The sequence below is a fragment of the Micromonospora sp. NPDC023956 genome, assembly GCF_040639195.1.
Taxonomy (GTDB): domain Bacteria; phylum Actinomycetota; class Actinomycetes; order Mycobacteriales; family Micromonosporaceae; genus Micromonospora.
Genome location: NZ_JBEZZN010000008.1, coordinates 235,803 through 254,465, shown reverse-complemented (window position 1 = coordinate 254,465; position 18,663 = coordinate 235,803). Strand labels below are relative to the sequence as shown.

Below are 18,663 nucleotides of genomic sequence, written 5' to 3'. Positions count from 1 at the left end.
CGTTGACGCCCGGTGCCGCGACGGGCCCGACCCGACGCCGCGCCGCCCGCCCCGGCCCGGCCGGTCGTCGCCCCCACCGGCCGCCACCGACCCGGCACCGGGTCACCGCACCACGGGCCGGACCCGAGGTCAGCCACCGGTCACGCCACCACCGGGGCGGCGAGCCGGACGAGCCGGTCCAGGAGGAAGACCTCGGTGCCGCTCAGGCCCACCGAACAGAAGACGGTGACGTCGTCCCGGTCGAGCCGACCGCCCGCCGCGCCGGCCAGCACCGCGCCCAGCTCGGCCAGCCGGGCGGCGTACGGCGGCCGGGCGGCGAGCATCGGCGGGTCGTACGCGCCGGCCTGGGCGGTCGAGTCGGTGACCAGCACGTCGGCGGCGTCCAGCAGGTCGGTGCCGAACTCGGCGCGCCCGTGCTGCTTGAACCCGACGGTGTTGACGTGGGTGCCCGGCGCGAGATCCCGGACGTCGAGCACCGGTGTCGGACTGGTGGTGGCGAGCACCACGACGTCGCGGTCCCGCACCGCCTCGGCGGCGGTGGACACCGGGCGGGCCGGCACACCCAGCTCGGCCCGGACCCGGGCGGCGAACCGTGCCCGGTCGGCCGGGGTACGGCAGTACACCGTCACCTCCCGCAGCGGACGCACCGCGGCGGAGGCCCAGACCTGGGTCCACGCCTGCCCGCCCGCCCCGATCACGCCGAGGGTGGAGGCGTCCGGCCGGGCCAGCGCGTCCACCGCCACCCCGCCCAGTCCCCCGGTCCGCCGGGACCCCAGCTCCGCCCCGACGGCGACCGCCCGGACCGCGCCGCTGCGCCCGTCGTGCAGGACCACCAGCTGCTCCGCCTCGGGGTGGCCGAAGGTGTCGTAGGAGCGGAAGCCGTACCACTCGCCGGTGAGGTGGCCGGCGGTGAGCACCATCCGGCCCCCGCCCAGCGGGGCGGACGCCCGGGGCGGGGCGACCAACCGTCCCTCGTGCGCGGCCAGCAGGGCGGCCCGCATGGCGTCGACCGTGCCGGGCGCATCGAGGACGGCGGCCACCTCCCGGTCGGTGAAGAGCAACGTCATACCGACAATCCTCGAACATGAAGGCACCTTCAGGTCAACCCCGGGGACGAATCGCCCACCCCCGGCGGCGCCGGTCCGACCCCCGCCAGCCGGTGCTACGGTCGACCTCGACCCCGGCGAGCCGGGTGTCCCGGACGAGTGGTGGGCGTACCCGGTAACGCGAAGACGCCCCCGGACAGTGGTGGTCCTCGACTCGTCCGGGCCGGTCCCGGGCGCCTGTGACAGGGGTGGCGTGATGGCCTGGCTCGTACTGGTGGTGTCCGGAATCCTGGAGACGGCATGGGCGATCGCCCTCGACCGGAGCGCCGGCTTCAGCCGCCCCGCCCCCACCGCGGTCTTCGCGGTCACGCTGGTGCTCAGCATGGCGGGGCTCGCGTACGCACTCCGGGAGATCCCGGTCGGCACCGGGTACGCCGTCTGGGTGGGCATCGGGGCGGTGGGCACCGCCGCCGTCGGCATCCTGGCCCTCGGCGAGTCGGCCAGTCTCCCCCGGCTGGCCTGCCTGTTCCTGGTGGTGGCGGGAGTGGTGGGGCTGAAGGTCTTCCACTAGGCCCACCCGGCGGCCGGCCGGCGCGGAAGCCACGCGTAACGGGCGGGCGGGGTGGGTAGAGACGGGTCGACAGCAGAGCTCTCGTACCCGGAGGACGACATGGCGAACATGCACAGCACCGCCCGCCCGCGCAGCAACGCCGCCCGGATCTGCACGATCCTGGCCTTCATCTTCGCCGTGCTCGCGGTCTTCCTCTCCCCGCTGCTGTTCGGGGTGGCGGGCCTGGTGCTCGGCATCGTCGGCGCGGTGCTCGGCGACAAGCCGCTCGGCTGGTACGCCGCCATCGCGAGCGTGGTCGGGGCGCTCGTCGGCGCCCTGCTCGTGGCCGCCCTGCTCAACTGAGCGTCGTCCCGCCGACCGAACACACCCACGGGCCCGCCGGTTTCCGGCGGGCCCTCGCATGTGCCGAACCGGGAGCCACCCACCCCGGCCACCCGCAGCCGGCAGGGGACGGCGACCGGGGGCGGGTCAGTTGTCGGCGGTCTGGAGGGCGGCGAGGGCCTCCTCCAGTTCGTCCGGCTTGACCAGCACGTCGCGGGCCTTGGAGCCCTCGGAGGGGCCCACGATGCCCCGGGTCTCCATCAGGTCCATCAGCCGGCCCGCCTTGGCGAACCCGACCCGCAGTTTGCGCTGGAGCATCGAGGTGGACCCGAACTGCGAGGTGACCACCAGCTCGATCGCCTGGACCAGCAGGTCGAGGTCGTCGCCGATCTCCTCGTCGACCTTCTTCCTGTTGTCCTGCGCCGGGGCGAGCACGTCCGGCCGGAACTCCGGCTCGCGCTGGTCCTTGCAGAACTTGACCACGTCGGCGATCTCCTGCTCCGTGACCCAGGCGCCCTGGATCCGGATCGGCTTCGACGCGCCCATCGGCAGGAAGAGGCCGTCGCCCCGGCCGAGCAGCTTCTCCGCGCCCGGCTGGTCGAGGATGACCCGCGAGTCGGCCAGCGACGAGGTGGCGAAGGCCAGCCGGGACGGCACGTTCGCCTTGATCAGACCGGTGACCACGTCGACCGAGGGACGCTGGGTGGCCAGCACCAGGTGGATGCCGGCGGCTCGGGCGAGCTGGGTGATCCGGACGACCGAGTCCTCCACGTCGCGCGGCGCCACCATCATCAGGTCGGCCAGCTCGTCGACGATCACCAGCAGGTACGGGTACGGCTTCATCTCCCGCTCGCTGCCGGGCGGGGCGGTGATCTCGCCGTTGCGGACCTTGCGGTTGAAGTCGTCGATGTGCCGGACCCCGTTGGCGGCGAGGTCGTCGTAGCGCATGTCCATCTCGCGGACCACCCACTCCAGCGAGTCGGCGGCCTTCTTCGCGTTGGTCACGATCGGCGTGACCAGGTGCGGGATGCCCTCGTACCCGGTCATCTCGACCCGCTTCGGGTCGATCAGCAGCAGCCGGACCTCGTCGGGGGTCGCTCTGGTCAGGATGGACACCAGCAGTGAGTTGAGGCAGCTCGACTTCCCGGCACCGGTGGCGCCCGCGATCAGGATGTGCGGCATCTTCGCCAGGTTGGCCACCACGTAGCCGCCCTCGATGTCCTTGCCGAGGGCGACCATCATCGGATGGAGGTCGCTGGTCGCCGTCCGGGACCGCAGCACGTCACCGAGGGACACGTTCTCCGGGTCGGTGTTCGGGATCTCCACGCCGACGGCGCTCTTGCCGGGGATCGGGCTGAGGATCCGGACGTCCGGGGACTTGACCGCGTAGGCGATGTTGCGGGAGAGCTGGGTGATCCGTTCGACCTTGACGCCGGGGCCCAGCTCGACCTCGTACCGGGTGACCGTCGGGCCCCGGGTGAAGCCGGTGACCTCGGCGTCCACCCCGAACTGGTCGAAGACCCCGGTGAGGGCGGCGATCACCTCGTCGTTGGCCTTGCTGCGGGTCTTCGGCGCGGCCCCGGCGTTGAGCAGGTTGGCCGGGGGCAGGGTGTAGTCGCCCGCCAGGCCGGTGAGCGCGAGCTGTTCGGCCCGGGTCGGCGGCGTCGAGTGCTCCGGCGGCTCGGACCGGCGGCGGGCGGCGGGCACCCGGGCCGGCGGCTTGCGCGGCAGCACCAGGGTCTCCTGGAGGTCGACGTCGTCGGCGTAGGCGTCGTCGACCTCGGCCGGGTCGACCGGCTCGGGGGCCGGCGCGGGCCGGCGGGTCGGGCGGCGGCGGGCGGGCTTCTCGACCACCTCCACCACCTCGACCTCCTCCACGGCCGGGGCCGGCGGTACGCCGAGCACCCCACCGGTGAGCAGGCCGAGTCGCTCGGGGACCTTGTTGATCGGGGTCGCGGTCACCACCAGCAGGCCGAAGACCAGCAGCAGGATGAGCAGCGGCACGGCCACCCAGGCGGTGATCGCCCGTTCCAGCAGCCCACCCACGCCCAGGCCGACCAGGCCGCCCGCGTAGTCCCGCTGGACCTGGTCGACCGGGTCCTGTCCGATGTGCAGCATCGCGGCGGTGGCGATGATCATGGATCCCCAGCCGACCAGCCCACGGCCCCGATGGGCCGGGTCGGCGGGTTCCCGCATCATCCGCCAGGCACCGATGGTCAGCAGTACGGGCACCACGACGGAGATCGCGCCGAGGAAGAGTCGGACGCTGTCCGCCAGCCGGGCTCCGACCGGCCCCGCCCCGGAGAACCAGATCGCCACCGCGCTGAGGATCGCGAGCCCGAACAGGAGCAGGCCGGCGCCGTCGCGCCGGTGCTCCGGGCCCACCTCGCGGGCGGTGGCGGCCTGCCGGCCCGCAGCCCGGACGGTCCACCCGACACCGTGCGCCAGCCCCATCCAGGCACTGGTGATCGCACGTCCCAGGTAGGCGCCCGGCGCGGGCCGGGCCGCCGTGCGGCGGCTCCGGGCGGGGGCACGGGTCTTCTTGGTCGGCTGGCGGGCACGGCTGTTCGTGGTACCGCGCGGCGACGCGCCGCGTCGCCGGCTCGCCTGAGAGGTACGGCCCGCCATAGAGTCACGGTAACGGCGCGGCCCGGAGATTCGCCGCTTTTACCGTCGTGTCCGTGCGTCGCAGCGCACTTTCGGCACTCGGTCGTGATATTCGCCTCAGGAACCTCAGGGAGGGGTGCCGCCGATGGTGCCGCCGGAGTTCGAGGACGGTCCGTTGGGCGGACACCCGCACACCCTGCGTCCGCTGACCGGGGACCTGGTGGCGGCGGTGCTGGCCACCCGGGGGTACACCTGCCGTCCGGACGCCGACGGGAACCTGGTCGGCCGCTGGGGAGCGAGTCTGGTCTGGTTCCGCCGGCTCGGCGGGGCCGGAGAGGTGCTCCAGGTACGGACGGTCACCGCGCCGCTGTTCGGAATCGAGCACGTGCCGGCGCTGCGGGTCTTCTGCAACGACTGGAACCAGGGGCGGTACTGGCCGAAGGCGTTCGTCGAGGTCGACGACGACGGGCGGGCCAGGGTCTGCGGCGAGGTCATCACCGACCTGGAACGGGGGGTCACCCCGCACCAGCTCGACCAGCTTCTCGACCGGGGCATCTCCGCCGGCTGCCGGCTGGCCGCCGCCGTGGCCGAACTGACCGACGGGGTCCGGGCGTGAGCGGCGGCACCTGGCGCGACACGCTCGACGCGGCGCGGGACCTGCCCGACGGGGAGGGCAGACTCGCCGAGCTGGAACGGATCGCCGCCCACGCGGACGCCGCCGGGGACGTCCGGCTCGGCGTCGACGCCCGGCTCGCGCTGATCGAGACGCACCACCACCGGGGGGAACGGTGGCGGTTGCTCGAACCCCTGCACCGCTGTCTCGCCGCCGTGGACGAGCACCCCGCCCTCTTCGACGCCGAGGACGTCGCGGCACTGCTGCGCGGCGAACGCGCCGCCGTGGAGGCGCTGCCGGGCAGCCCCCGGGTCGGGCTGGACCAGGCCCGCGTCCTGCTGGACGACCTCGACCGTCGGCTCTCCGGGGCGGAGCCCGGCGCGGTGGCCGAGCTGCGCTGTCGGCTCGCCGACCATCTGGGGGACGAACCGGCCGCCCGAGCGTGGTTCGCCCGGTGGCGGGCCGCCGGTCCGGGTCACGGCTGCGCGGCCTGCGCGGCGGTACGCCAGGCCGAGCTGCTGACCGGATGGGGCGAATGGGCCGAGGCGGTACGGATGCTGGAACCGCTGACCACCGATCCCGGCGACTGCACCGAGCAGCCGGAGGCCGCCCTGGCCGCCCTGCTCCTGCCGTACCTGCGGCTGGGGCGGCACGACGACGCGGGGCGGGCGCACGTGCACGCGTACCGCCGGCACCGGCGGGAGTGGACGGCCTTCGGGCACCTTCCGGCGCACCTGCTGTTCTGCGCGCTCGGCGGGCACCCGGAGCGCGGGCTGGAGATCCTCGTCGCGCAGCTGCCCCGGCTGGCCCGGCCGGTGGACGAGCGGTCCGCGATGGAGTTCACCGCCGCGGGCGCCCTGCTCTGCCGGCTGGCCGCCGAGGCGGGTCTGGGCCATCCGGCCGGACCGGTCGATCCGGCCGTCCCGACGCCGGGGCGGACGCTCGGCCTGGACCACGCGAACCGGCTGGCCGAGGCGTTCGGGCTGCTCCAGGTGCCCCCGGCGAACGGTGGGCCGAGCCTGGCGGTGCTCGGGGCGGAACTCCTCGCCGCCGCGACCGACCTCTCCGGCCGGTTCGACGCCCGCAACGGCACCGGGCACCAGTCCGGTCGGATCGCCGCCCGGCTGGCCGAACGGCCGCTGACCACCGCGCCTCCCCCGCTGCCGGACGAGCCGGTGACCGACGGGCCGGTGACCGACGACCCCGCGGTCGACGCCGGCAGCGGGTCGCCCCCGGCGGACGGGGATCCGGACGGCGGCGGCCCGCCGGACGAGCCCGCCCCGCTCACCGTCGCCATGATCGTTTCTGCGGTGGAGCGCCGGGGCGACCGGTGTGCCGTGGAGCCGGGCGGCACCGTGGTCGGCCGCTGGGGCGAGGCGGTGATCCGGTTCGAGCGGGCCGGCACCCGGGCCGAGATCCTGCACGCCCGGGTGGTCGCCACCCGTCGGCTGCCGGTCGACCGGCGGGCCGAGGCGTACGAGTTCGTCAACGCCTGGAACCGTGACCGGCTGCTGCCCAAGGCGTACGTGCACGAGGTGGCCGACGGTGAGCTGGTGCTCGCCGGGGACGTCACCACGGATCTGGCGTACGGGGTGGCCCCGGTACAGGTGGAGGTGCTGGTCGAGGCGGCGGTCAGCACCGGGACCGCGTACGCCGACGCGGTGGCTGCCCTGCCCTGATCCGTGGGGGCCGGAGACACGCTGACGTCGGAACCCGGCTGCCCGGGTGGTCCGGCGGGCCGCCGGACCACCCGGGTGGTCAGACCTCGACCACGGTCGGGACGATCATCGGCCGACGCCGGTACGCGTCGTTGACCCACCGACCGACCGTCCGCCGGACGATCTGCTGGAGCTGGTGCGGGTCGGTGATCCCGTCGGTGGCGGCCCGGTTGAGCACCTCGGTGATCAGCGGCACGACCGGGTTGAACGCCGCCGGGTCCTCGGAGAAGCCCTTGGCAGAGACGGTCGGCCCGCCGACCACCTTGCCGGTGACCGAGTCGACCACCACGGTGCAGGCGATGAAGCCACCGTCGCCGAGGATCCGCCGCTCGGTCAGCAACGACTCGCTGACGTCCCCGACGGCCAGCCCGTCGACGTAGACGTAGCGGCTGGTCACGTGCCCGACCAGGCTGGCCCGGCCGTCGACCAGGTCGACCACGTCGCCGTCCTCGCAGAGCACCACCCGGTCCGGGTCGACGCCGGACTCGATGCCCAGTCGGGCGTGCGCCCGCAGGTGCCGCCACTCGCCGTGCACCGGCATCAGGTTGCTGGGCCGGACCACGTTGAGCAGGTAGAGCAGTTCCCCGGCGGGTGCGTGACCGGAGACGTGCACCTTGGCGACGTCCTTGTGCACCACGACCGCGCCGGCCCGGGCGAGGCGGTTGATCACCCGGTAGACCGACGTCTCGTTGCCGGGGACCAGGGAGCTGGCCAGGACGACGGTGTCACCGGGGGCGATGGTGATGTGCCGGTGGTCGCCGCTGGCCATCCGGCCGAGCGCGCTCATCGGTTCGCCCTGCGAGCCGGTGGACATGAGCACGATCCGCTCCGGGGGCAGGGCGGTCGCCTCGTCCAGGCCGACCACCAGACCGGGCGGGATGTTGAGCAGGCCGAGATCGCGCGCGATGCCCATGTTGCGGACCATGGACCGGCCGATCAGGGCGACCTTGCGGTCGTGCTCGGCGGCCGAGTCGAGCACCTGCTGCACCCGGTGCACGTGCGAGGCGAACGAGGCCACGATGATCCGGCCCTTCGCCTTGGCGAAGATCGAGTCGAGGACCGGGCCGATCTCCCGCTCCGGCGTGACGAAACCGGGGATCTCCGCGTTGGTGGAGTCGGAGAGGAGCAGGTCCACCCCCTCCGCGCCGAGCCGGGCGAAGCCGGCCAGGTCGGTGATCCGTCCGTCCAGCGGGAGCTGGTCCATCTTGAAGTCACCGGTGTGCAGGACCAGTCCCGCCGGGGTGCGGATGGCCACCGCGAGCGCGTCCGGGATCGAGTGGTTCACCGCGAAGAACTCGCACTCGAAGGGGCCGAGGCGCTCCCGGCCACCCTCCCGCACGGTCAGGGTGTACGGCTCGATCCGCCGCTCGGCGAGCTTCGCCTCGACCAGGCTGAGGGTGAACTGCGAGCCCACCAGCGGGATGTCCGGCTTGTGCGCGAGCAGGTACGGCACCGCGCCGATGTGGTCCTCGTGCCCGTGGGTGAGCACGATCGCCTGGACGTCGGCCAGCCGGTCCAGGATGGGGGCGAAGTCGGGGAGGATCAGGTCGACCCCGGGCTGCTCCACGTCGGGGAAGAGCACACCGCAGTCGACGATGAGCAGCTTGCCGTCGTATTCGAAGACGGTCATGTTCCGCCCGATGGCGCCGAGCCCGCCGAGCGGGATGATCCGCAGACCACCCTCCGGAAGCGGCGGGGGAAGGCTCGCTTCGATGTGCGCCTCGGTCACGCGGCCACCTCATTCTGCGGGGCCGGCACCCGGCGCCCGCCGTGTCGTGTTGTCATCAGGGTAGGTCCAGGCCCGCTGCCGTGCAGTCGGCGCGGAGCTGGGCGATCTCGTCGGCGGTCGCCTCCACCAGCGGCGACCGGACCGGGCCGGCCGGCAGCCCCGACGCCGCCAGGCCCGCCTTCACCAGGATCGTGCCCTGGGTGCGGAAGATCCCGGTGAACAGCGGCAGCAGCCGCCGGTGCAGCGCCAGCGCGGTGGCGGTGTCGCCCGCGTCGTACCGCTCGATCATCTGCTTGGCCAGCGCACCCGTGAAGTGGGTGGAGGTGCCGACCAGGCCGACCCCGCCGACGGCCAGCGTCGGCAGGGTCATCGCGTCGTCACCGCTGTAGACCGCCAGGTCGCAGCGGCTGGTCACCCAGCTCGTGGCGGTCAGGTCGCCCTTGGCGTCCTTGACCGCCACGATCCGCCCGTGCTCGGCGAGGCGCACCAGGGTCTCGGTGTCGATGGCCACCCCGGCCCGGTGCGGGATGTCGTAGAGCATCACCGGCAGCCCGCTGGCGTCGGCCACCGCGGTGAAGTGCCGCAGCACGCCGGTCTGGGGCGGCTTGTTGTAGTACGGGGTCACCACCAGCAGCCCGCTGGCCCCGGCCTTCTCCGCCGCCGCGGCCAGCTCGACGGTGTGCCGGGTGTCGTTCGTGCCGACCCCGGCGACCACCTGGGCCCGGTCCCCGACCGCCTCGGCCACGGCCCGGATCAGGCGTTCCTTCTCGGCGTCGGTGGTGGTCGGCGACTCGCCGGTGGTGCCGTTGACCACCAGCGCGTCGTTGCCCTCGGCGTCGACCAGGTGGGTCGCGAGCCGGGCGGCGCCGTCGAGGTCGAGCGCGCCGTCGGAGGTGAACGGGGTCACCATGGCGGTGAGCAGTCGCCCGAAGGGACGCGACAACGCCCGCTCGGCGGCGTCAGGGTGGTCGTGGTTCATGGTGACAACCTAGCAACCGACCCGGACGCCCCCGGCGGGGAAGGGCTCAGCGGCGCCCGGTGGACGGACCCCGCACGGCGGAGGTCGCTACGCGTACCGATTCAGGAGCGCTCGGCGTACGGGCTGGTGGCGACCTCGGTGCCGTCGGGCAGGGTGGAGACGACGAAGTCACCGAAGACGTTCGGCGCGACCCGCTGGAGCTGCCGCAGGCACTCCACGGCCAGCTCGCGGATCTCGACGTCGGCGTGTTCGGTGGCCCGCATCGCGACGAAGTGCCGCCACGCCCGGTAGTTGCCGGTCACCACGATCCGGGTCTCGGTGGCGTTCGGCAGCACCGCGCGGGCCGCCTGCCGCGCCTGCTTGCGGCGCAGCGTCGGGTTGGGCTCGTCGACGAACCGCTGTTCGAGGCCCTCCAGCAGCTCGGTGTACGCCCGCACGCTCGCCTCGGTCGCCTCCACGAAGCGCTTGTGCAGTTCCGGGTCCTCGGCGATCACCCGTGGCTCGACCATCGCCGCGTCCCGCTCCGGCACGTACCGCTGGGAGAGCTGGGAGTACGAGAGGTGCCGGTGCCGGATCAGCTCGTGGGTGAAGGAGCGCGAGACGCCGGTGAAGTAGAAGGTGACCGAGCCGTGCTCGAGCACCGACAGGTGGCCGACCTCGAGGATGTGCGCCAGGTAGCCGGCGTTGGTGGCGGTGGCCGGGTTCGGCTTGCGCCAGCTCTGGTAGCAGGCCCGACCGGCGAACTCGGCGAGGGCCTGACCGCCGTCGGCGTCGGTCGACCACGGCACGTCGTCGGGCGCCTCGAAGTGGGTCCACGCGACGAGCTTGACTCCAGGTTGCACCATCTCCGGCATTCCTCGGACTGTAGCCGGGGCGTTCCCACCGGCTGACGCCGGCCCACCGGCTGCCACCTGCGGATTCACCGCCGGCCGCCGCAGGACGGGCCGGCCGTGGTTCAGACGTAGAGCGAGGTGAAGGGGGCCCAGGGGAGGTTCCGCGCCACCGAGAAGACCAGCCAGGCGACCAGGAAGCCACCGATCATCTTCGGGCTGATCCGCAGCTCCGGCAGCCGCCAGCCGAAGGCCTGCTTCGTCCCCCAGGCGACGAAGAGGTAGGCCAGGAAGGGCAGCGCGAAGACGAAGAGGAAGTGGTGCCGGGCGGCGGCCGGCAGGTCGGCGTGGAGCACGTACCAGAGGGCCCGGGTGCCGCCACAGCCCGGACAGTCCAGCCCGGTGGTGAGCTTCAGCAGGCAGGTGGGCAATGCGTCGGGCGCGGACCGGGTCGGGTCGCTGATCATGGCGTACGCCACGCCGAGGCCGACGCAGCCGAGGGCGGCCAACGGCACCGCCCAGCGGGGCGCGCGCTCGTAGAGGCGGACCACGAAGCGGGTGAACCGGTCCGGCTCGGCGACCTGGACGACCGCGCCCGCCGGCCAGTGCGGGTGCGGGTGCCCGTGCGGCCCGGGTGGCGGGGCGTCCGGTGGAATCGGCGGGGCCGGCTGGGCGGCCGGGCCGTCAACGCTGGTCACGTGCTCACGGTACACCGGCCGTGCCGGCCAGCGCGGCGGCGAGCGGCCCGGCCAGGTCCCCGGCGGCGGGCGGGGCGACCGCGTCGAGCCCGAGCCAGCCGGCCAGCCGGTACAGCTCGGCGGCGAGGGCGAGCGCGGTCTCGCCGACGTCGACGCCGGGTTCGGCCCAGGCCGCCGGCACCAGCAGCACCCCCGCCTTCCGGTCGGCCTTCAGGTCGACCCGGGCGGTGAACCGGTCCCCCTGAAGGAACGGCAGCACGTAGTAGCCGTACACCCGCTTCGGTGCGGGCACGTAGATCTCGATGCGGTAGGTGAAGCCGAACAGCCGCTCGGCGCGGGCCCGCTCCCACACCACCGGGTCGAAGGGGCTGACCAGGGTGTTCGCCCGGATCCACCGGGGCAGCCGGGCCGGCGCGTGCAGGTATGCCGGCTGCCGCCAGCCCTCCACGGTGACCGGGGTCAGCTCCCCCGCCTCGACCAGCTCGGCGACCGCCTGCCGGGTGGCGGCGGCCGGCAGCCGGAAGTAGTCGCGCAGCTCCGGCTCGGCGGCCACGCCCAGGCAGCGGGCCGCGACCGCGACCAGGGTGCGGTGCGCGTCCGCGTCGGAGGGCGTCGGCGCGTTCAGCACCTCGGCGGGGAGCACCCGCTCCGGCAGGTCGTACCGGCGGGCGAAGGCGGTCGTCCGGTCGGCGGCGGTGACCTCGCCGGCCCAGAAGAGGTATTCCAGGGCCTGCTTCACCACCGACCAGTTCCAGCCCCAGTTGCCGGTCTCCCGGGGTGCGTCGTACTCGATCTCGGCGGCGGTCACCGGCCCTCGGGCGGCGACCTCGGCACGCACCCAGGCGACCAGCTCGGGCTGCTCCTGGACCACCCGTCGCATGCCACCCCAGGCCTTGTCCCGGGCGAGGGCCATCCGCCAGCGCAGCGCCGGGTGCAGGGACACCGGCACCAGCGACGCCTCGTGCCCCCAGTACTCGAAGAGGTCCCGGGGCGGGCGGTAGGCGGCCCGGTCGAGCAGCTGGGTCGGGTACGGCCCGAGCCGGCTGTAGAGGGGCAGGTAGTGCGCCCGTTGCAGGACGTTGACCGAGTCCATCTGGATCAACCCGACCCGGTCGAGCACCCGGCGCAGGTGCCGTCGGGCGGGCACGCCGGTGGGTGCCGGGTCGGCGAAGCCCTGGGCGGCGAGCGCCACCCGCCGGGCCTGGGCGAGGGAGAGCGATTCCGGTGCGGCCATCGCCGGGCACCCTAACCGAGCGGTACGACACCGTGATACGCCCCGGGGACACGACACGGCGGTACGACACGGCAGAGCACTGGACCCGGGGGCCGTTCCGGCATAGAACGGTCACATGCTCACCATCCGCCGCGAGGAACCCGACGACGCCGAGGCGGTCGCCCGGGTACACGTGCGGGGCTGGCAGGCCGGCTACGCCGGGATCATGCCAGCGGAGGTGCTCGGGCGGCTCAACGTCGCCGCCTGGGCGCAGCGGCGGCGGGACATGGCCACCGCCGACCCGGAGAACCCGTTCACCACCCTCATCGCCGAGACCGGCGGCCGGGTGACCGGCTTCGCCACCTTCGGCCCGTACCGGATCAACCAGAGCCGCGCGGAGCTGGACCCGACCTGCGGCGAGGTGGTGGGGCTCTACGTCGACCCGCCCTGCTGGGGCGACGGGACGGCGGTCGCGCTGCTGGCGGCGGCGCGGGCCGGGCTCACCGACCGGGGGTGGTCGACGTACCGGGTCTGGGTGCTGGCCGACAACTCCCGGGCCCGCCGGTTCTACCTGCGGGCCGGGCTGTCACCGGACGGCGAGGAGTCGACCTATCCGGTACCGCTGTCCGGTGGCCGCGCCCCGCTCGCTCTCGCCGAGCTGCGGTACGTCGGCCGGGTCGACGGCGGCTGAGCCCGCCCCCGGGCCCGCCGCGTCCCGGCGCAGCGGCAGGGCCACCAGGAGCGCGAGGCTGACCCAGACGTAGAAGTTGCTGAACACGAAGCCGTCCACGCCGCCGAACCCCCGCTCCCAGTGCCAGACCAGCCGGCTGATCAGCACGAGGTACGCGACGGCGGCGAAGGCGAGCAGCCCGCGCCGACGGCGACCACCGGCCGGGGCGGCCATCGCGTTGTCGACCAGCAGGATCAGCGCCGGGATCAGCCAGACCAGGTGGTGCACCCAGGTCACCGGGCTGACCAGGCACATCACCACGCCGGTCAGGGCGAACCCGGTGGCCTCGTCGCCGACGGACACCGCCGCCCGGCAGCGGCGCGCCCAGACCAGCAGGGTGACCGCGACCAGCAGCAACCAGAGCAGGGTGCTCGGGTGCCCGGGGTCGAGCCGGGCGACCACGCCCTGCAACGACTGGTTCGAGATGAAGGCCAGCTCGCCGACCCGGTCGGTGTTCCAGAACGCCTGGGTCCAGTACTCGCGGGAGGCGTCCGGGAAGAGCCCGGCGGCCAGCAGGGTGGCTCCGGCGGCGACGGCGGTGGCGGTGACCGCCGCCCGCCAGCGCCCGGTGACCAGCAGGTAGACCAGGTAGATGCCGGGGGTCAGTTTGATCGCGGTGGCCAGCCCGATCCCCACCCCGAGCCAGCGGCTGCCACGCGGGGCGAGCCAGAGCAGGTCCACCGCGACCAGGAAGAGCAGCAGCATGTTGACCTGGCCGAAGTTGACCGTCTCGCGCATCGGTTCGAAGGCGGCGGCCAGGCAGAGCGCCACCGCCAGGGTGAACCAGCGGGTCCAGCCGGCCCGGACCGCGACCGGGTCGAGCAGCCACCAGATCACCACGGTGCTGGCCAGCGCGCTCAACGCCACGCTGACCAGGATCGCCCCGTTCCAGGACACGTACGCCATCGGCAGCATGACCAGGGCGGCGAACGGCGGGTAGGTGAAGCCGTACTTGCTGCGCGGCTTGAGGTAGTCGTAGACCTCGCCGCCGTCGTGCACCCAGTACGACAGCGCCCCGTGGTAGACCTCCAGGTCGAAGAAGCCGTGCCGCTCGGCTGCCACGGAGAGGAACCACGTCACCGCCACGGCGAGCACGACGACGAAGCCGACCTGCCCGACCGTCCGTCTGGCACCCTGGGGCACCGTCGCCTCCCTCGCCCTGCGTAGGCTTGCGTCCCATGGCTCTCGGGTACGTCCGCCCGGCGCGTCCCGAGGACGCCGGCGAGATCGCACGCATCCAGCTCGCGACCTGGCGGGTCGCCTACCGGCGCATCCTGCCACGGCACGTGCTGGACAACCTCGACGAGGCGTACCTTGCCCGACGGTGGACCGCCGCGGTGCAGGAGCCGCCGTCGGCCGCCCACCGGGTGCTGGTCGCCGTCGAGCAGGCCGAAGCATCGTATCTGGTGGGCTTCGCCGCGTCCGGTCCGGCCGACGCGGAGGCCCTCGCTCCGGAGGAGCCCGCCGAGTCGCTCGGCCCGGAGGTCGCGGCCGTCACCGACCTGCTGGTCGAGCCGCGCTGGGGGCGACGGGGGCACGGCAGCCGGCTGCTCGCGGCGACGGTCGACCTCTGGCGCACCGACGGCTTCACCCGGGCGGTCGCCTGGGCGTTCGACGGCGACGCGGCGACCCGGAAGTTCCTCACCGGCACCGGCTGGGAGCCGGACGGCGCGGCCCGCGCCCTGGACGTCGACGACATGCTCGTGCCACAGGTACGCCTGCACGTCGCGGTGCCGACGGAGCCGGTCCCGCAGGATTGACGGATCACCGCGCCGGGTACGCCGGCCGGGACGTGCCCACCGGACGTGCGACGCCGGACGGGCCACGGTGCCGTTCGACCGGACGAGCGGCGGAACCCCGGCGGAACGGAGACGACATGTTCAGGGACACGGTGGCGTTCAGCGGGTTCTCGGTCGACGACACCGACCGCGCCCGCGAGTTCTACGAGCACACCCTCGGCCTGCGGGTGTCACAGACCGGCGGTGCGGGCGGGCTGCTGACGCTGCACCTCGCCGGGGACCGGGACGTCCTGGTCTACCCCAAGGAGGACCACACCCCGGCCACCTTCACGGTGCTCAACTTCCCGGTCGCCGACGTCGACCGGGCGGTCGAGGAGCTGACCGCGAAGGGCGTGCGGTTCGCCCGCTACCCGGGGATGCCGCAGGACGACCGGGGGATCATGCGCGGCAACGGGCCGACCATCGCCTGGTTCACCGACCCGGCCGGCAACGTCATGTCCGTCATCGAGCAGTAGTGGTCCGGTGGTGGTTCCGGACCCGGGGTCGGGAACCACCACCGGACCTCAGCCCTTGTCCGCGCCGTCGTTGGCGTCCCGGACGAAGTGACGCTGGAAGATCACGAAGACGACCGCCACCGGGATGGTGGCCAGCAGCGCCGCGCCCAGCTTGAGCGGGTACTGCGTGCCCACGCCGAGCGAGCCGCTGACCAGGTCGGCCAGCCCCCGGGGCAGGGTGAACAGGTCCGGGTCCTGCACGGCGACCAGGCTGTGCGGGAACTCGTTCCAGGAGCCCTGGAAGGAGAGGATGGTCAGCGTGATCAGGGCCGGTTTCGCCATCGGCAGCACCACCGACCAGAAGATCCGGAACGGGCCGGCCCCGTCGACCCGGGCGGCCTCCTCCACGCTGACCGGGATCGACTCGAAGAACTGCTTCATGATGAAGACCCCGGCCGCGTCGGCGAGCAGCGGCACCACCAGCGCGGCGTAGCTGTCGTACATGCCGAGCTGGTTGAGCACCAGGAACTTCGGGATCAGCAGCACCACGCCGGGCACCGCCAGGACCGCGACGACCGCCGCGAACAGCCCGGCCCGGCCCCGGAACCGCAACCGGGCCAGGGCGTACCCGGCGAGCGAGTCGAAGAACACCCGACCGGCGGTGACCAGGACGGTGACCAGCACCGAGTTGCCCATCCAGAGCGGGAAGGCGGTCCCCTCGAAGATCCGCGTGAACCCGTCCAGGGCGACCGGGTCGGGCACCGGGGAGAGCGGGTCGGCCGCCGCGTCCGGCTCGGTCTTGAACGAGGTGGCGATCTGGATGACGAACGGGTAGAGGAACACCAGCCCGAAGAAGACCAGAATGGCGTACCCGAGGAAGGTGGTCGCCAGGCCGCGCGCGCCGCCGGGGCGGCGGTCCGGGCCGGCGGAGGTCGGCGGAGCGCCGGCCGCTCCGGTCGCCACGGCCATGTCAGGGCCTCCCCGCCACGCGTCGCCGCCCCCACCGCCGCCCGCCGTGGTCCCGGTCCCGCATCAGCCAGCGCTGTCCCAGGGTCAGCACGATGATGATCAGGAACAGGACGAACGAGATCGCCGCGCCCGAGCCGTACTCGAAGTCCCGGAACGCGGTCCGGTACGACAGGTACGCCGGGGTGAGCGTGGTCTTGGCCGGGTCGCCCTGGCTCATCACGTACACCTGGTCGAAGACCTGCCAGGTGCCGATCAGGCCGAGGGTGACCACCAGGAACGTGGTCGGCCGCAGCAGCGGCAGGGTGACGTGGCGCAACCGCTGCCAACGGCTCGCCCCGTCCAGGGTGCTCGCCTCGTCCAGGGCCACCGGCACGTTCTGCAACGCGGCGAGGTACATCAGCATGAACGTCCCCGAGGTGGTCCAGACCACCAGAGCGATGATCGAAACCATCGCCACGCTGGGGCCGGAGAGCCAGTCCCACCAGGTCAGGCCGAACGGGCCACCACCGGTGAGGGCGGCCGGCGGCTGGTCCATGCCGACCGCGCCGAGCAGGATGTGCAGCACCCCCCGGGCGTCGGCGAACCACTGCGGCCCGTCGACGCCGAACGCGCCGAGCAGCGCGTTCACCGCACCCGAGTTGGCGAACAGGAAGAGGAACACCACGCTGATCGCCACCGAGCTGGTGACCGAGGGAAAGTAGAACGCCGACCGGAAGAACGCCCTCCCCCGCAGCATCCGGTGGTTCACGACCAGGGCGAGGCCGAGCGCCAGCGCGGTCTGCGCCGGCACCACGATCGCCACGTAGTAGAGGTTGTTCCGGATGCTGGTCATGAAGTCCCGGCGGGCGAGCCCCTCCTCGGCGAACAGCCGGGTGTAGTTGTCCGCGCCCACGAAGGGCACCCCGGAGGTGAACGGGCTACCCTGGCCGTTCCAGCCGGTCAGGCTCACCCAGAACGCCATCAGGATCGGCAGCAGCAGGAACAGTCCGAGGATCGCCACCACGGGCGCCACGAAGAGCCAACCCGCCAGGTTCTCGTTGCCGCGTACGCCGCCGCGGCGCCGCCTGCCGAGCGGCGTGGCCGACCGGGCGGCCGGCGCGTCGATCGCCATCTTCTCTGCCACCCCCTCAGCCGCCGAGCGCCGCCCTGGCGTTCTGGTCGAAGCGGGCGAGGATCGCCTTCGGGTCACCCGTGGCCAGGGTGTTCAGACCGGTGTCCAGGTCCTTCAGCACGCTGTCCATCTTGGGGGCGTTCACCGGGCCCTGGGCGTACTCGGCCGCCTCGATGAACGGCCGATCGTCCGGGAACTGCTGGGTGTACTGGTCGCGGACCGACTGCCGGGACGGCATCACGCCGAACGCCTTGGCGAAGGCCATCTGCTGTTCGCCGGCCGTCATCGCCTCGACGAACCTGATCGCCTGTTCCTTGTGCGCGCTCTTGGCGGCGATGCCCCAGCAGGTGGTGAAGGAGAGGGTGCCCTGGCCCTTCGGCCCGGCCGGCAGCGGCACGACCTTGTACTTCACGTTCGGGAAGTCGTTCTGGAGGGCGCCCTTGATCCAGTTGCCCTCGATGGTCATGACCGCCTTGCCCTTGCCGAACGCCTCGCCGCCCCAGCCGGCGTCGAGCTGCTTCGGGTAGCGGGCCAGCCCTTCGGTGAGCAGCGTCCTGACATAGCTGAGGGCCTGTACGTTCGCCGGGGTGTCCCCGGTGGCCTGCTTGCCGTCCGGGCTGGTCAGCCAGCCGCCGGCCTGGACCATGAACGCGCCGATCCGGTCCCGGGTGTCCGCGACGACCAGCGGCACCTGCCCGGCCGCCTTGAGCTTGCGGGCGGTGGCGGTGAGCTGGTCCCAGGTGGTCGGGATGTCGGCGTCGGTGAGGCCGGCCTTCGCCCAGAGGTCGGTGTTGATCTGAAGGGCGAGGGTGGAGAAGTCCTTCGGCACGCAGTAGAGCTTGCCGTCGTAGGTGAACGTCTGCCGCAGGCTCCCGTGGAAGTCGTCGGACTTGCTGATCTTGTCACCGTACGGTTCGAGCGCGCCGACGCTGGCGTAGTCGGCGAAGCGGCTGGCGTCGACGTAGAAGACGTCCGGCGGGTCACCACCGGCGAGGGCCTGCCCGAGCTGCTGGGTGAGGTCCTGGGCCGGGGTGACCGTGGCGGTGTTGCCGGACTCGCCGGCCCACTTCGCCGCCGCCTCCCGCACCGCCCTGGTCTCCGCCTCGCCGGAGGAGCCGATCAGGATCTCCAGCTGGGCCGGTCCGCTGGACTGGGCCCCGTCGCCGGAGTCGTCGAAGCCGCTGCCGCAGGCGGCCGAACCGAACAGGGCGACGGCGGCGAGGCCGGCCACCGCCGCGCGGCGGATCGTTCGAGGGGGCATCTCAATCTCCTGGTGGTGGGGGTGCGGTCGGGGG

18 protein-coding genes and 1 riboswitch are annotated in these 18,663 nt (G+C 73.3%); of the genes, 7 read left to right on the top strand and 11 right to left on the bottom strand.

Translation table 11 applies throughout. The annotated features are described in order from the left end of the window. Positions 1 to 140 precede the first annotated feature (140 nt). Positions 141 to 1,067 (bottom strand): ornithine cyclodeaminase family protein, encoded by a 927-nt coding sequence (locus tag AB0F58_RS18040; protein WP_357143698.1) that lies wholly within the window; start codon positions 1,065 to 1,067, stop codon positions 141 to 143. Between the two features lie 107 nt (positions 1,068 to 1,174). Then, positions 1,175 to 1,242: riboswitch (guanidine-III (ykkC-III) riboswitch) on the top strand. A gap of 60 nt (positions 1,243 to 1,302) precedes the next feature. On the opposite strand from AB0F58_RS18040, the gene AB0F58_RS18035 reads away from it, so the two are divergent. Both AB0F58_RS18035 and AB0F58_RS18030 read left to right on the top strand, forming a co-directional pair. Continuing rightward, on the top strand, positions 1,303 to 1,617 hold the full coding sequence (locus tag AB0F58_RS18035; RefSeq protein WP_357143696.1) for an SMR family transporter: 315 nt from the start codon (positions 1,303 to 1,305) through the stop codon (positions 1,615 to 1,617). Between the two features lie 99 nt (positions 1,618 to 1,716). Further along, positions 1,717 to 1,959: a hypothetical protein gene (locus AB0F58_RS18030; RefSeq protein WP_357143694.1), complete on the top strand. Its 243-nt coding sequence runs from the start codon at positions 1,717 to 1,719 to the stop codon at positions 1,957 to 1,959. 126 nt (positions 1,960 to 2,085) lie between these two features. Here the strand turns inward: AB0F58_RS18030 and AB0F58_RS18025 are convergent, their stop codons facing one another. After that, positions 2,086 to 4,566, bottom strand: coding sequence for a DNA translocase FtsK 4TM domain-containing protein (locus tag AB0F58_RS18025; RefSeq protein WP_357143692.1), 2,481 nt, complete (start codon positions 4,564 to 4,566; stop codon positions 2,086 to 2,088). Between the two features lie 124 nt (positions 4,567 to 4,690). Between AB0F58_RS18025 and AB0F58_RS18020 the strand changes: the two genes are divergently transcribed. Both AB0F58_RS18020 and AB0F58_RS18015 read left to right on the top strand, forming a co-directional pair. Beyond that, positions 4,691 to 5,161: a YbjN domain-containing protein gene (locus AB0F58_RS18020; RefSeq protein WP_357143690.1), complete on the top strand. Its 471-nt coding sequence runs from the start codon at positions 4,691 to 4,693 to the stop codon at positions 5,159 to 5,161. Then, a complete protein-coding gene (locus tag AB0F58_RS18015; RefSeq protein WP_357143688.1) occupies positions 5,158 to 6,837 on the top strand; it encodes a YbjN domain-containing protein in 1,680 nt (559 codons plus the stop codon). The genes AB0F58_RS18020 and AB0F58_RS18015 overlap by 4 nt, the downstream gene beginning before the upstream one ends. A 79-nt stretch (positions 6,838 to 6,916) precedes the next feature. On the opposite strand, the gene AB0F58_RS18010 is transcribed toward AB0F58_RS18015, so the two are convergent. The 5 genes from AB0F58_RS18010 to AB0F58_RS17990 all read right to left on the bottom strand — a co-directional run bounded on the left by AB0F58_RS18010 (position 6,917) and on the right by AB0F58_RS17990 (position 12,346). Beyond that, positions 6,917 to 8,605, bottom strand: a complete 1,689-nt coding sequence (locus AB0F58_RS18010) for a ribonuclease J (RefSeq protein ID WP_357143686.1) — start codon at positions 8,603 to 8,605, stop codon at positions 6,917 to 6,919. Positions 8,606 to 8,660: 55 nt separating this feature from the next. Beyond that, on the bottom strand, positions 8,661 to 9,584 hold the full coding sequence (gene dapA, locus AB0F58_RS18005; RefSeq protein ID WP_357143683.1) for a 4-hydroxy-tetrahydrodipicolinate synthase: 924 nt from the start codon (positions 9,582 to 9,584) through the stop codon (positions 8,661 to 8,663). 101 nt (positions 9,585 to 9,685) lie between these two features. Next, positions 9,686 to 10,429: an FAD-dependent thymidylate synthase gene (gene thyX / locus AB0F58_RS18000; RefSeq protein WP_357143810.1), complete on the bottom strand. Its 744-nt coding sequence runs from the start codon at positions 10,427 to 10,429 to the stop codon at positions 9,686 to 9,688. A 110-nt stretch (positions 10,430 to 10,539) separates the two neighbouring features. After that, positions 10,540 to 11,070 (bottom strand): DUF2752 domain-containing protein, encoded by a 531-nt coding sequence (locus AB0F58_RS17995; RefSeq protein ID WP_357143808.1) that lies wholly within the window; start codon positions 11,068 to 11,070, stop codon positions 10,540 to 10,542. A 46-nt stretch (positions 11,071 to 11,116) separates the two neighbouring features. Further along, a complete protein-coding gene (locus AB0F58_RS17990; protein ID WP_357143681.1) occupies positions 11,117 to 12,346 on the bottom strand; it encodes a crosslink repair DNA glycosylase YcaQ family protein in 1,230 nt (409 codons plus the stop codon). A 115-nt stretch (positions 12,347 to 12,461) separates the two neighbouring features. Between AB0F58_RS17990 and AB0F58_RS17985 the strand changes: the two genes are divergently transcribed. Further along, positions 12,462 to 13,016, top strand: a complete 555-nt coding sequence (locus AB0F58_RS17985) for a GNAT family N-acetyltransferase (RefSeq protein WP_357143679.1) — start codon at positions 12,462 to 12,464, stop codon at positions 13,014 to 13,016. On the opposite strand, the gene AB0F58_RS17980 is transcribed toward AB0F58_RS17985, so the two are convergent. Continuing rightward, positions 12,912 to 14,198 carry a glycosyltransferase family 87 protein gene (locus AB0F58_RS17980; RefSeq protein WP_357143677.1) on the bottom strand — a complete coding sequence of 429 codons (1,287 nt, stop codon included), beginning with the start codon at positions 14,196 to 14,198 and terminating at the stop codon, positions 12,912 to 12,914. The genes AB0F58_RS17985 and AB0F58_RS17980 overlap by 105 nt on opposite strands. 35 nt (positions 14,199 to 14,233) lie before the next feature. Here AB0F58_RS17980 and AB0F58_RS17975 point away from each other — a divergent pair, with 35 nt between their 5' ends. Continuing rightward, positions 14,234 to 14,815, top strand: coding sequence for a GNAT family N-acetyltransferase (locus AB0F58_RS17975; protein ID WP_357143675.1), 582 nt, complete (start codon positions 14,234 to 14,236; stop codon positions 14,813 to 14,815). A gap of 116 nt (positions 14,816 to 14,931) precedes the next feature. Beyond that, positions 14,932 to 15,309, top strand: coding sequence for a VOC family protein (locus AB0F58_RS17970; protein ID WP_357143673.1), 378 nt, complete (start codon positions 14,932 to 14,934; stop codon positions 15,307 to 15,309). A gap of 48 nt (positions 15,310 to 15,357) precedes the next feature. Here AB0F58_RS17970 and AB0F58_RS17965 read toward each other — a convergent pair whose 3' ends face one another. The 3 genes from AB0F58_RS17965 to AB0F58_RS17955 are packed head-to-tail and all read right to left on the bottom strand — an operon-like array spanning position 15,358 to position 18,629. Beyond that, positions 15,358 to 16,257, bottom strand: coding sequence for a carbohydrate ABC transporter permease (locus AB0F58_RS17965; protein WP_357143671.1), 900 nt, complete (start codon positions 16,255 to 16,257; stop codon positions 15,358 to 15,360). Position 16,258: 1 nt separating this feature from the next. Next, entirely contained in the window at positions 16,259 to 17,380 is a 1,122-nt protein-coding gene (locus AB0F58_RS17960) for a sugar ABC transporter permease (protein ID WP_357143668.1), read from the bottom strand. 4 nt (positions 17,381 to 17,384) lie between these two features. Then, positions 17,385 to 18,629, bottom strand: a complete 1,245-nt coding sequence (locus AB0F58_RS17955) for an extracellular solute-binding protein (protein ID WP_357143666.1) — start codon at positions 18,627 to 18,629, stop codon at positions 17,385 to 17,387. Positions 18,630 to 18,663 lie beyond the last annotated feature (34 nt).

Excerpts from the sequence above, each read along its gene's own strand:
- AB0F58_RS17965 (WP_357143671.1), bottom strand. The coding sequence starts at position 16,257 with ATGGCCGTGGCGACCGGAGCGGCCGGCGCTCCGCCGACCTCCGCCGGC.
- AB0F58_RS18020 (WP_357143690.1), top strand. The coding sequence starts at position 4,691 with ATGGTGCCGCCGGAGTTCGAGGACGGTCCGTTGGGCGGACACCCGCAC.
- AB0F58_RS18025 (WP_357143692.1), bottom strand. The coding sequence starts at position 4,566 with ATGGCGGGCCGTACCTCTCAGGCGAGCCGGCGACGCGGCGCGTCGCCG.
- AB0F58_RS17970 (WP_357143673.1), top strand. The coding sequence starts at position 14,932 with ATGTTCAGGGACACGGTGGCGTTCAGCGGGTTCTCGGTCGACGACACC.
- AB0F58_RS18040 (WP_357143698.1), bottom strand. The coding sequence starts at position 1,067 with ATGACGTTGCTCTTCACCGACCGGGAGGTGGCCGCCGTCCTCGATGCG.
- dapA (WP_357143683.1), bottom strand. The coding sequence starts at position 9,584 with ATGAACCACGACCACCCTGACGCCGCCGAGCGGGCGTTGTCGCGTCCC.
- AB0F58_RS17985 (WP_357143679.1), top strand. The coding sequence starts at position 12,462 with ATGCTCACCATCCGCCGCGAGGAACCCGACGACGCCGAGGCGGTCGCC.
- AB0F58_RS17955 (WP_357143666.1), bottom strand. The coding sequence starts at position 18,629 with ATGCCCCCTCGAACGATCCGCCGCGCGGCGGTGGCCGGCCTCGCCGCC.
- thyX (WP_357143810.1), bottom strand. The coding sequence starts at position 10,429 with ATGGTGCAACCTGGAGTCAAGCTCGTCGCGTGGACCCACTTCGAGGCG.
- AB0F58_RS18035 (WP_357143696.1), top strand. The coding sequence starts at position 1,303 with ATGGCCTGGCTCGTACTGGTGGTGTCCGGAATCCTGGAGACGGCATGG.
- AB0F58_RS18030 (WP_357143694.1), top strand. The coding sequence starts at position 1,717 with ATGGCGAACATGCACAGCACCGCCCGCCCGCGCAGCAACGCCGCCCGG.
- AB0F58_RS17975 (WP_357143675.1), top strand. The coding sequence starts at position 14,234 with ATGGCTCTCGGGTACGTCCGCCCGGCGCGTCCCGAGGACGCCGGCGAG.
- AB0F58_RS17990 (WP_357143681.1), bottom strand. The coding sequence starts at position 12,346 with ATGGCCGCACCGGAATCGCTCTCCCTCGCCCAGGCCCGGCGGGTGGCG.